The organism is Nocardia niwae NBRC 108934 = DSM 45340, from assembly GCF_001613465.1.
In the GTDB taxonomy this organism is placed as follows: domain Bacteria; phylum Actinomycetota; class Actinomycetes; order Mycobacteriales; family Mycobacteriaceae; genus Nocardia; species Nocardia niwae.
On sequence record NZ_BDCK01000030.1, the window covers coordinates 152,186 to 162,897 of the forward strand.

12 protein-coding genes are annotated in these 10,712 nt (G+C 69.1%); 9 read left to right on the plus strand and 3 right to left on the minus strand.

What is annotated here, in order from left to right:
- Window positions 1–10 precede the first annotated feature (10 nt).
- The 4 genes from NNI01S_RS21615 (at window position 11) to NNI01S_RS21630 (ending at window position 3,948) form a co-directional block, all read left to right on the plus strand.
- Window positions 11–1,372 (plus strand): APC family permease, encoded by a 1,362-nt coding sequence (locus NNI01S_RS21615; RefSeq protein WP_084489128.1) that lies wholly within the window; start codon window positions 11–13, stop codon window positions 1,370–1,372.
- A 437-nt stretch (window positions 1,373–1,809) separates the two neighbouring features.
- Window positions 1,810–2,118: a hypothetical protein gene (locus NNI01S_RS21620; protein WP_157114902.1), complete on the plus strand. Its 309-nt coding sequence runs from the start codon at window positions 1,810–1,812 to the stop codon at window positions 2,116–2,118.
- A 406-nt stretch (window positions 2,119–2,524) separates the two neighbouring features.
- Window positions 2,525–3,175, plus strand: a complete 651-nt coding sequence (locus NNI01S_RS21625) for a LysE family translocator (RefSeq protein WP_063021949.1) — start codon at window positions 2,525–2,527, stop codon at window positions 3,173–3,175.
- Between the two features lie 137 nt (window positions 3,176–3,312).
- The gene (locus tag NNI01S_RS21630; protein WP_063021950.1) at window positions 3,313–3,948 is read left to right on the plus strand and encodes a hypothetical protein; all 636 of its coding nucleotides are present in this window, start codon (window positions 3,313–3,315) and stop codon (window positions 3,946–3,948) included.
- A gap of 207 nt (window positions 3,949–4,155) precedes the next feature.
- Here NNI01S_RS21630 and NNI01S_RS21635 read toward each other — a convergent pair whose 3' ends face one another.
- The gene (locus tag NNI01S_RS21635) at window positions 4,156–4,848 is read right to left on the minus strand and encodes a helix-turn-helix transcriptional regulator (protein WP_063021951.1); all 693 of its coding nucleotides are present in this window, start codon (window positions 4,846–4,848) and stop codon (window positions 4,156–4,158) included.
- Between the two features lie 129 nt (window positions 4,849–4,977).
- Here NNI01S_RS21635 and NNI01S_RS21640 point away from each other — a divergent pair, with 129 nt between their 5' ends.
- The 5 genes from NNI01S_RS21640 (at window position 4,978) to NNI01S_RS21660 (ending at window position 8,408) form a co-directional block, all read left to right on the plus strand.
- Window positions 4,978–5,490 (plus strand): DUF2231 domain-containing protein, encoded by a 513-nt coding sequence (locus NNI01S_RS21640; protein ID WP_435825066.1) that lies wholly within the window; start codon window positions 4,978–4,980, stop codon window positions 5,488–5,490.
- A gap of 34 nt (window positions 5,491–5,524) precedes the next feature.
- A complete protein-coding gene (locus NNI01S_RS21645) occupies window positions 5,525–5,950 on the plus strand; it encodes a hypothetical protein (protein WP_063021953.1) in 426 nt (141 codons plus the stop codon).
- A gap of 2 nt (window positions 5,951–5,952) precedes the next feature.
- Entirely contained in the window at window positions 5,953–6,549 is a 597-nt protein-coding gene (gene folE / locus NNI01S_RS21650; RefSeq protein WP_063021954.1) for a GTP cyclohydrolase I FolE, read from the plus strand.
- A gap of 72 nt (window positions 6,550–6,621) precedes the next feature.
- Complete coding sequence (locus NNI01S_RS21655; protein WP_157114903.1) at window positions 6,622–6,771, plus strand: hypothetical protein; 150 nt, start codon at window positions 6,622–6,624, stop codon at window positions 6,769–6,771.
- Window positions 6,768–8,408, plus strand: a complete 1,641-nt coding sequence (locus NNI01S_RS21660) for a RecQ family ATP-dependent DNA helicase (protein WP_063021956.1) — start codon at window positions 6,768–6,770, stop codon at window positions 8,406–8,408. Before NNI01S_RS21655 ends, NNI01S_RS21660 begins: the two co-directional genes overlap by 4 nt.
- A gap of 168 nt (window positions 8,409–8,576) precedes the next feature.
- Here the strand turns inward: NNI01S_RS21660 and NNI01S_RS21665 are convergent, their stop codons facing one another.
- Both NNI01S_RS21665 and NNI01S_RS21670 read right to left on the minus strand, forming a co-directional pair.
- The gene (locus tag NNI01S_RS21665; RefSeq protein ID WP_063021957.1) at window positions 8,577–9,008 is read right to left on the minus strand and encodes an RICIN domain-containing protein; all 432 of its coding nucleotides are present in this window, start codon (window positions 9,006–9,008) and stop codon (window positions 8,577–8,579) included.
- 318 nt (window positions 9,009–9,326) lie between these two features.
- Complete coding sequence (locus NNI01S_RS21670) at window positions 9,327–10,304, minus strand: NAD-dependent epimerase/dehydratase family protein (protein WP_063021958.1); 978 nt, start codon at window positions 10,302–10,304, stop codon at window positions 9,327–9,329.
- Window positions 10,305–10,712 lie beyond the last annotated feature (408 nt).

The window sequence follows — 10,712 nt, forward strand, 5'->3', positions numbered from 1 at the left end:
GCGCGCTTCCATGTCGGACAACGCACCGGCCGGTCCCGCAGTACCCGACGAGCTCAGCCGCCGCCTGGGAGTGGCGGACGCGGTGGTGATCGGGCTGGGCTCCATGATCGGCGCGGGTATCTTCGCCGCCCTCGCGCCGGCCGCGCAGGCTGCCGGATCGGGGCTGCTGGTGGGATTGGCGATCGCCGCCGTGGTGGCCTACTGCAACGCGACATCCTCGGCGCGGCTGGCCGCACGCTATCCGACGTCGGGCGGCACCTACGTCTATGGCCGCGAACGGCTCGGCGACTTCTGGGGCTACCTCGCCGGATGGGGTTTCATCGTCGGCAAGACCGCCTCCTGCGCGGCGATGGCGCTGACCGTCGGCAGCTACCTCTGGCCGGCCCACGCGCACGCGGTCGCGGTCGCGGCGGTCCTCGCGTTGACCGCTGTCGACTACGCCGGAGTGCGGAAGTCCGCGTGGCTGACTCGCGCGATCGTCGCGGTCGTCCTCACGGTGCTCGCGGCCGTGGCCGTGACCGTCCTCACCTCCGACGGCGCGCAGGTGGCGCAGCTGCGCATCGGCGGAGAAATGACCATCTCGGGTGTCCTGCAGGCCGCGGGCCTGCTGTTCTTCGCCTTCGCGGGATACGCGCGGATCGCGACACTCGGGGAGGAGGTGCGCGATCCCGCCCGCACGATTCCGCGGGCGATTCCCCTGGCGCTGGGCATCACCCTCGTCGTCTACGCCGTCGTCGCGGTCGCGGTGCTGATGACGCTCGGCGCTGCCGACCTCGCGTCGGCCACGACGCCACTGACAGATGCGGTGCACGCAGCCGGGGCCGGGTGGCTGGCGCCTGCGGTGCGAGCCGGTGCCGCGGTGGCGGCGCTGGGCTCGCTGCTCGCGTTGATCCTCGGCGTCTCCCGCACGACCCTGGCCATGGCCCGCGACCGGCACCTGCCCCATGTGCTCGCCGCCGTCCATCCCCGGTTCGCCGTGCCGCATCGGGCCGAGATCACGGTGGGCGTGGTTGTCGCGCTCCTGGCCGCCACCGTGGATCTGCGGGGCGCGATCGGGTTCTCCTCGTTCGGTGTACTGGCCTATTACGCCGTCGCCAACGCCGCAGCCTGGACGCTTTCTCCGGCAGAGAACCGACCGCCCCGTGTCATCCCCGGCATCGGCCTGGCCGGTTGTCTGCTGCTCGCCTTCGCTCTGCCGTTGACGTCGGTGCTGGCCGGGGCCGCCGTGGTCGCGGCCGGCGCGCTCGCCTACCTCGCGCGCCGCACGCTGACCCGCGGCGGCAGGAAGTCCACCGAGACCACGACCACCGCCGGACCGACCGAGGGCGCCACCCCGATCGGAGGCGAGAACACACAGCGGCGCGGCGCCTGAGGGCCGCCCGATCGAGAACGCCGAACCGCCGCGGCAAGGCACTCTCCTCGGTCCATGCCCTCTCGGTCGTGTCCGTTGTAGCGGCCGGCGGTCGCGCTGGATGCCGCGGAGCACCGGGCAGTCCTCGTGTTGGGTGGCTCCCGGAGGACGCCCGGGATAGCGGGAACGACTGATCGACTCAGCATTAAGTGACCATATATTCGTCGATTTTCGTCGGGATTGCGCATGGTGGTTCTTTGAGCCGGGGGGCGCCCCTGGAGGGCTCCCCTCGGCAGTGGAGTCGCGGTTAACTCGCGCTGTACCTGTGCAAATGGCAACCTTTGAGCACTGAATAAGCGACGCGCGCAGCGTCGGCCGTTCCTTTCCGAATCGCCAGCCAGACAGGAGCCGCTTCGGCTACTATGTGAATAACGATTCACTAACGAAGGAGCGCGATGATGCGTACCCCACTCCGCCTTGCCGCCGCCTCGGTCGCGGCTGCGACGCTTGTCGTCACCGCGGCCGGCGCGACGGCGGAACCGAGCGGATCGGCCCCGGTGATCGCTGTCGCGGGCGAAACCGGCTCGTCGGCGCTGGACTCCGGATCGGCGGCAGCGCGCACGGGTGCGTGGTATCTCCAGCGCGGCGATGTGATCGGCATTCTCACGTTGCTGGTCGCCGCTCCCTTGCAGATATTGACCGGCGGCATCTGCGACCTGGCCACGATCTCGGCACTCCCGAATCCATGCGTCAGCGCAACCCGCTGAAACGGAGCCGGGTCCGTCACGAACTTCAGGTGTGAAAGTGATTGCGAGCGAGATCATCCCACCGCCCGCGCCGCGGCGGCGCTGAACTCGTCCACGCCGGTGCGGGAGTGCAACGGCCGCAGTCGGATGACTGGGCGGCACCTTGCGTGCCCGCAACAGGAGTAGCTGTCGGTTCCAGAATGTCGGCCGAAGGGCGCGCTGTGCACGGACAGGTGCGGCTGGGCGGCGGTCGAGCTTGCAAGTTCGTTGCGGGGCAACCATTGTGCCGAACGTCCGGCGCTACGACAGGCTGCCCGGCGACAGGCTGTGCTGGGATCCGTTGCCCGCGTCGACGATTGCGCCGATCAGCAGTGGGCCACCCCTAGGCTGGTGAGGCGGTTGCTGTCGAGGAGCGGGAGGGTTCCGGGTGGATGCTCGTCTTGTGTGGGGTTTCGTGGCGGCGGTGCTGGTCGCCTACGTGGTACCCGGTCCGGATTGGTTCGTGGTCCTGCGTCAGGCCTCGCGTTCGCGGGCTGCGGGTCTGTGCGCGGCGGCGGGCGTCCAGTGCGGTTTGATCGTGCACATGGCGGCTGCCGCGGTCGGTGTGTCGGCGATCTTGTCGACCAGCGCCGCGGCGTTCACCGCGGTGAAACTCGCTGGAGCGGCCTATCTGGTGGTGCTCGGTGCCCGCGCCCTGCGTGACGGGTATCGCGGCTGGCGCTGCTGGAATGTCGCGCGGCTCTCCAGTATGTCGCCACCGTCGTCGGTGACCAGGGTGACGGTGTATGCGCAGGCATTCACCGCCAACGTATTGAATCCCAAAGCGGCGCTCTTCTTCGTCGCGGTGCTGCCCCAGTTCCTGGCTCCGGCGAAGCCGGTGACACCACAGATACTGCTCCTCGGTGTACTCGACGTAGCCATCGGCTGCGTGTGGTGGCTGCTGCTGGTGGTCACTGCCACGCGTTTCCGCTCGGTGCTCCGACGACGACAGGCGCAGGTCGCCGTCGACACTCTCGCCGGAGTCGCGCTGACCGGCCTCGGTGGCGCGCTCGCTTTCACCGACCGTGCGCGGGTATAGCCCTGCTCGCGGCCGAGGGTGGGCGGCTTCCGGGGTGTTCTGCCGGCCGGCGTCGGTGAGGCGGGATTCAGCGGGGTTCCGGGGTGATTATGTCCGGCTTGCGGGGTATTCGCGGGCTGGGTGAACGGAGGTGGCTCATGCCAGGGATCGAGAGCCGTGACGATCGGGAATGGTTCGCGACGGAGTCGGCGCGGGCACGATTCGCGCAAGAGTTGTTGCGGTCCGCCGCGCGGCCGGAGCGCATCGCGGGGGTCATCGAGGAGATCGTCGGGGACCGTATCGAGGTAGGCCCGGTTCAAGCCGGCCCAGGTGCGCTGGTATGCGTCACCGCCATCGGTCGGCCGGGGGACGTCCGGGCCGAAGCGTATGAGGGTCAGGGGTGGGATGTCGCCGTCGAGGTGCCGATCACGCTTAGGCTGCGGGTGGAGTTGGCCGGTGTGCCCGCACGATTCGCCGCCGCGGTCCGGGTCCGCATGCGAGTTCAGTTGGTGCTGGAGGACCCGTGCGCGGTTTTCGTCCGTACCGAGGAGGTCGGCGAGGAACACGTGGACGTGCGGGTCCGTGCGGTGGATGGTCCGGCACGCCTGCTCGGTCGGCTCGGTGACGTGCGTTCCATGGTCGCCGAACATGTCGTTGCTTACATCGGGGACCTGCTGTCCAGCCCGGAAGTCCGTGAGCTGCGGCGCATCGACATCGCGCAGGTCATCGAGCGCGCGTGGGAGGCCGGTCTGATCATCAACCAGGCGGCGCGGCCGATGACCCGCAGCGCCTGACCGCGCCGGCTGTGTGCCCTCCCGGCGCTGCCGACCGTTGGCGGGGTGGTGAAAATCGGCATCTGGGCGGGATCGCGTCGGGTGATCCCGGTGGTCGCCGTGCCTATGGGCAGGACGACGGCGTCGAGGTCGTCGCGGCACCGTGCGGGCTGCTGATCCCAGCCGCAACCGGCCTCGGCCCGTTGCAGCCCGTGCGGGCTGAGCCCATCAGGTGGCCGAGCGGAGTTCCACGCAGCACTCCCCGGCCTTGGGGGAGAGCACCGCGTCGAGGGTTTCCGCTTCGAGTCCGGTGAGCACGCCCGCCAGGTAGGCGCGGTTGAGCCCGCACACCAGTTCCGGTTCGGTGGCGGCGAGCGGATGAAAAGGGCAGTTCCGCAATCGGAGACAACTCGGTGTAGGGCGGGCCGGTTCGAAGCCCTGTTCGGCGAGCAGCGACTGCAGGACCGAGAGAGCGCGTTCCGCGCCGAGCCGGCCGGGCCGTGCCTGTTCCCGCGCGGCCCGGCCGAGGGCTTCGCCGCGATCGGTCGCGACCCGGTGCGCGGCGTCGCGAGCGGTCTCGCCGGCGCCGTGGGTGAGCACCGCGCCCAGCAGAATCTCGGCCAGTACTTCGTGGCGGCGTTCGGGGATGCTCACCCGCACCTCGGTGTCGGCGGGCTGGTAGACCTTCGGCGCGCGCCCGACCTTCCGGATGCCGCCGACCTGCTGGTAGCTCGCCTGAAGCAGTCCTGCGGCGACGAGCTTGTCCAGATGAAAGGCCGCGAGTTTGCGTGAGATCCCGACCTGTTCGGCGGCCTCGTCTCGGGTGACCGGCCGTCCGGCGCGGCGGATGAACCCGTACATCCCCCGCCGCAGCTCGTCATCGAGCGCGGCGACGGCGCCGATCGCCGATTCGCTGGTCACCAGACCACGATAACGCCGACCGCGATGGTCGCAATGCGGCGGGTGCCTGAGTGAGGTGCGGGACTTGACCGGCACGGTGAATTACGCCAATAATCTTTGGCGTAAATAAAGCCAGGTTGGGAGGTTGTCGTGAGCGGGGACATGCAGCAGGCCAAAACCCCGGTCAGCGCCGCGCTGGCCGGCCCGTACGGCCATCCGTTCCACCCGATCCTGGTCACCGTGCCGATCGGTGCATGGGTGGCGAACTCGGTGTTCGACATCGGCTCACACGCGGTCGAGGACCCGGCTTTCCTCGCCCGGGGCGCGCTCTGGCTGATCGCGCTGGGCGTGCTCGGTGCGCTGGCCGCAGCGGTGATCGGGTTGCTGGACTTGTTCGCCATCCCGGCCGGCACCCCGGCATTTCGCACCGGACTGGTGCACATGAGCCTCAACCTGGCCGTCACCGCGGCGTACGCGATCAACTTCTGGTGGCGCACCACGGGCACCGGCCCCGATGGGGCCGTCCCGGCCGGGCCGCTGCTGTTGTCGCTGGTCGGTCTCATGACCGTGGCCGTGTCCGGCTACCTCGGCGGAAAGCTCGCCTACCGCTACGGCGTCCGGGTGGCCGACGAGACCACCCAGGCCACCGGCTACCACCACTGATCCCTATCCGATTCCATTTCCGTCAGGAGACACCATGGGCATCGCGGCATTGATTCTCTGGCTGCTCACCGCCGTAGGCGGCTTCGTTCTGCTGGGCACCTGGATCGCCAAAGGCGGCGCTCGGCAACCGAACAGCAGTCATTTGCCCCCGCCGGTCGTGTTCGGGCACTTCCTGCTCGCCGTGGCCGGGCTGATCGTGTGGATCAGCTACCTCGTCGTCGACGAAGACGCGCTGGCGTGGGTGGCGTTCGTGCTGCTGATCCCCGTCGCACTGCTCGGGTTCGCCATGCTGGTGCGCTGGCTGCCCGCGTACCGAGCGAGCACGACGACCGGAACATCCGAACAGGCCGAACCGCCCGAACGGCATTTTCCGGTCGCGGTCGTCGGAGGCCACGGCGTCCTCGCCGTCGCCACCGTCGTGCTGGTGCTGCTGACCGCCCTCGGCGTGGGCGGGAGCTAGCCGTGCTACAGCCCGCGCTACGGGTCGTCCACGAACCCGCCACCGAAGTGGACCTGGTTGCTGCCGAGCACGCCGCGCGGCAATTCCTGACCGCGCTCGGCGTCGGCCTGGACGAAGAACACCTGCACGCCACTCCGCGGCGCATGGCCCGCGCCTACGCCGAACTGTTCACGCCCCGCCCGTTCGACCTCACCACATTCCCCAATGACGAGGGCTACGACGAACTGGTGCTGGCGCGCCGTATCCCGCTGCGATCGGTGTGCGAACACCATCTGCTGCCGTTCGTCGGCGTCGCTCACGTCGGCTATCTGCCCGGCGAGCGCATCCTCGGATTGTCCAAACTGGCCCGCATCGTCGAGCACTTCTCCCATCGCCCCCAAGTGCAGGAACGGCTCACCAAACAAATCGCCGACTGGCTGGCCGAGAATCTGCAACCGATCGGGGTCGGCGTCGTCATCGAAGCCGAACACACCTGCATGACCCTGCGCGGCGTCCAAGCGTCCGGTACGACCACCGTCACGTCGACGCTGCTCGGCACGCTGCGGGAAGACGCCCGCTCTCGCCAAGAGTTCTTCTCGCTCACCGGAATCGCGCCCTGAGCGGTCGAGAGCCAGAAGATGCGTCTCGGCGCCGATCGCCACCTGGAGTGTCCCAGTCGCGCGGTGCACGGTATGCCGGGCGTGCACCGATCCGGCTTCCCGGCCGGTCAGCGTGAACAGGAACTCGGCGCGGTCGTCGTCCGGGACGCCGGGCAGGCTACGGGCGAACGCGATCCGGTCGGCGTTTTCGCCGCGCTGATGGTGGTATGCCCCCATCGATGACGACCTCGTCCGCCTACGACAGTCGACTGCGAAGTCTGGCCGCCGAGAAATTCGGCTGGGCGCACCTGCGCGACGAGCAGTTGACGGCTATGGAGCACATCATGGCCGGTAGGGACGTGCTGGTCGTGCTGCCGACCGGTGCGGGTAAGTCGGCGATCTATCAGGTGCCCGCGTTGCTGCTGGACGGTCCCGCCGTGGTGGTGTCGCCGCTCATCGCGTTGCAGCACGATCAGATCGAGAGCATCGGCGACAGCCGGGCCCCGGATGCGGTCGCGTTGAATTCCACCCAGAGCAGAAGCGAGCGCCGAGCCGCCTGGGCTGCCCTGCGCCGCGGCACAGCCGAATACATCTTCCTGTCGCCGGAACAACTGGCCAACGATGATCTGGTCGACGAGCTCGCCGGTCTGCGGGTTTCGCTGTTCGTGGTGGACGAGGCGCATTGTGTGTCGGGGTGGGGGCACGACTTCCGGCCGGACTACTTGCGGCTGGCCCCGGTGATCGACCGACTCCGGCATCCGAGGGTGATCGCCTTGACGGCGACGGCCGCACCACCGGTCCGCCACGAGATCGTGACCCGGTTGGGCATGCGCGACCATCGCGAGGTCGTCGCCAGTTTCGATCGGCCCAACCTGTACCTGGCCGCCGACCGATACACCGCCGACTCCGAGAAGCGTGACGCAGTCATCGCCGGTATCCGATCCCTGGCCGCCGACCCCGCCACCGGCCCTGGGCTCGTGTACGTGGCCAGCCGCAAGGACAGTGAGTTCTACGCCGGAGAATCAGCGGCGGCCGGTATCCGGGCGGCGGCCTACCACGCGGGCATGAAGGCCGCCGTCCGCGACGAGGTGCATCAGCACTTCCTTTCCGGCGAGATCGACGTGGTGGTGGCCACCTCCGCCTTCGGGATGGGCATCGACAAGCCCGACGTCCGTTTCGTCGTGCACGCGTCGGCTCCGGATTCGCTGGACTCCTACTACCAGCAGATCGGCCGGGCCGGGCGGGACGGCGAGTGCGCGCAGATCCGGTTGTTCTACCGTCCCGAGGATCTGAGCCTGCAGAAGTTCCTCACCGCGCGAGCGGTCCCGGAGGACGCCATCGCCGAGGTCGTCCACGCCCTGTATCGGCATGGCCGGCCCGTTCGACCGGCTCAGCTCGAGGTCGACGCCGCCCCCGCGCGGCGTACGCGGGCGATCAACCTGCTCGAACAGGTCGGCGCGATCACCACCACGGAAGCCGGTCGCCTTCAGTTCGATTCCGGCCGGACTCCCCGCCGGGCGGTCGAGCAGGCGTCGGACGCCGCGCGGGCATACGAGGAACTGACCCGCTCGCGCATCGAGATGATGCGCGGCTACGCCGAAACGACCGGCTGCAGGCGACAACACCTCCTCGGCTACTTCGGTGAACAGTTACTCGACCCGTGCGGCAACTGTGACACCTGCACCGCGGGGACCGCCGCCCGCCGCCCACCAGGCGTCGCGGAGTTCTCCGCGAACACCACTGTGCGACACCGTGAGTGGGGTGACGGAATGGTCATGTCCACCGAGGCCGATCGCATCATCGTGCTGTTCGAGGAAGTCGGCTACAAGACCCTGTCGCTGCCGGAGGTGCGTAAGCACCACCTCCTCAGCCGAGTCTGAGCCGGGCCTTCCCGTCGGCAGTTGCACCGGGATCGTTGGAGTGCATTCTTTCGCGCGGGCGTGCCCGACAGGCGCGGAGCGCAGGCGCATAGCCGGAACCGATCGACGTAGGCCGAACGGAACCGCCGATTCGTGGCCGTGCCCGCCGGGTGAATCGCGCGCACCGCGTCATGGGCGGTGGAACTGCCATTGCTGGGTGCTGCTGGTGGATGCGTAGCGAGTCAACCCGATCTGTTCGGTCCCGATGTCGTGCGCGGGGAGCGCGAGGACGAATTCACTCGCAGGCCAGACGGCGATGCGGTAACAGTCGGGGTGTGCGTCGTCGGTCATGATCTGCCATCCCAGCGGGGTCCCGCTGCATTCGACATGCGCGCCTTCACACACCAGGCTGTCGAGTCCGAGCCGCGTGCCGGTGCGGCCGTTGGCGATGAACCAGATTCCCTCGCCGAATTCCGGCGCGCTCGACAACAACCAGTGCTGCCAGCCGTCCTCGACACCCGGTTCGCCTACGACTCTGACCTGGTCGCCGCTGTCGAGCGCCAGCACATGACCGGTACCGACGTTGACGATGCGATACACACCCTCGCCCAGCTCAGTCACAATCCGCCGTCCTCACCGTGCGACCGGATCCTTGCCACTCGCAGCACCGTGCCGGCGAAAGATCGGCTTCTGGTGGTTGCGCCGGAATCTGTGGTCCGGGGATCCGTGCACTATCGAACTACCCGCCCAGCGGTGAGTGAATCACGTCGATGCGGCGAACGCCCTGGGCTCGTGCGGCCGCGCATCGCTTTCTCGCACTCGCGTGCCGGCGCATGCGGGCGATGGCCGAAGCACACGACGCGCGGCGTCGGCGGTGGGTCGATGTGCTCTGGTTCGGTCCAGGCGCGGCCCGGCCACGGTGGGGTTCGGGCGGCGAGTTCAGCGGGTGGCGGCGAGCGCGGCGAGGGTCTCAGCGGAAGTATGGGCCGGTTTCCAGCCGAGATGCCGCTTCGCGCGGCTGGTGTCCATGACGACGGGTGTGCGGACGATGTGCACCCACTCGAGGGTCGCCGGCACGAAAGGGAGGCGGGCGAGGGCCGCCGAGGCGGCGGTGGCGGCGATCGCGGGGACACGTACCGGTCTGCCGCCGAGTGCGGACACCACGTCGGACAGGGTGAGCGTGCCGTCGCCGGCGATGTTGTAGGCGCCGGGGGGCGCATCCGCGGTGGCGGCCAGCGCGATGGCCGCGGCCACGTCGTCGTGGTGGACGAGTTGCAGCGGGTGGCCGGGATCGGGAACCAGCGGCTTGAACAGGGGATTGGACCGGGCCAGTGTGCGCAGCGGGCCGGGAATCCTCTCCCACGGCAGGTCGTGCAGGGCCGGCGCCTTCGGGCCGGCCACGATGCACGGCCGCAGCACGAACACCTCGAGATCGGAGCCCGCGGTGATCCTGGCGAGCGCCGCCTCGCACGCGGCCTTCTGCTCGGAGTAGTAGTGCTCGGTCGAGCCATCGGGCGGGACGTCCTCGGTGATGGGGGACGGATTCTCCGGGTGGTAGCCGTAGGCGGCGACCGAGGACGTGTAGACGAGGCGGCGGACCCGCTCGGCGGCTACCGTCGCCTCGAAGACGTTGCGGGTGCCAACGAGGTTCACGCGTGCGCTCTCCTCCCGCGAGCCCATGATCACGAACGCCAAGTGGATCACCACGTCGGCATCGCCGACGAGGGCGTCCACGGCGGCGCGGTCGAGGATGTCGCCGCGCCGGTATTCGGTCTTCGTCCAGCCGTGCGCGGCGGGGTCGAACGGCCGACGGGCCATTCCGACGATCCGGTCCACGGCCGGGTCGTGTTCCAGTGCGGTGACGGCGGAGATGCCGATCTCGCCGGTAGGCCCGGTGACGGCGACGGTGATACCCATGCGGCCGGAATTCCCCGGCGTCGGTGGGCGAAACGGTCCCGGCCGCACGGCGGACCGGCGATCCGAGTAATCCATTACTCGCGTTCGGCCGACCTGCGGACCATATTTCCTTGTACCGGCGATCCGGCCGCTAGGGAGAGGGACGAGCCGATCGCGCGTGGAGCCACCTCGCCGGAGCGCTTGACGCAGGCTCCTCCCGGGCCATCGGTTCCGGCGAGCAGACGTCGCGCCGAACCTGCCGATCGCGACGGGCCGCGCTCATGCCGAGGGCACCGGCGACGCATCGACTTCGAAGGGGTGCCGCAACCGTGGTCCACGAAGCCTTCGACGGCGGCCGACGGCCGGGCTCGAGCGCTGCCACGGAGTCGGGTAGTTGGCTACGCATGTGCCTATTACTGCGCGGATCTA

Excerpts from the sequence above, each read along its gene's own strand:
- NNI01S_RS21620 (WP_157114902.1), top strand. The coding sequence starts at position 1,810 with ATGCGTACCCCACTCCGCCTTGCCGCCGCCTCGGTCGCGGCTGCGACG.
- NNI01S_RS21660 (WP_063021956.1), top strand. The coding sequence starts at position 6,768 with ATGACGACCTCGTCCGCCTACGACAGTCGACTGCGAAGTCTGGCCGCC.
- NNI01S_RS21615 (WP_084489128.1), top strand. The coding sequence starts at position 11 with ATGTCGGACAACGCACCGGCCGGTCCCGCAGTACCCGACGAGCTCAGC.
- NNI01S_RS21645 (WP_063021953.1), top strand. The coding sequence starts at position 5,525 with ATGGGCATCGCGGCATTGATTCTCTGGCTGCTCACCGCCGTAGGCGGC.
- NNI01S_RS21630 (WP_063021950.1), top strand. The coding sequence starts at position 3,313 with ATGCCAGGGATCGAGAGCCGTGACGATCGGGAATGGTTCGCGACGGAG.
- NNI01S_RS21655 (WP_157114903.1), top strand. The coding sequence starts at position 6,622 with ATGCCGGGCGTGCACCGATCCGGCTTCCCGGCCGGTCAGCGTGAACAG.
- NNI01S_RS21670 (WP_063021958.1), bottom strand. The coding sequence starts at position 10,304 with ATGGGTATCACCGTCGCCGTCACCGGGCCTACCGGCGAGATCGGCATC.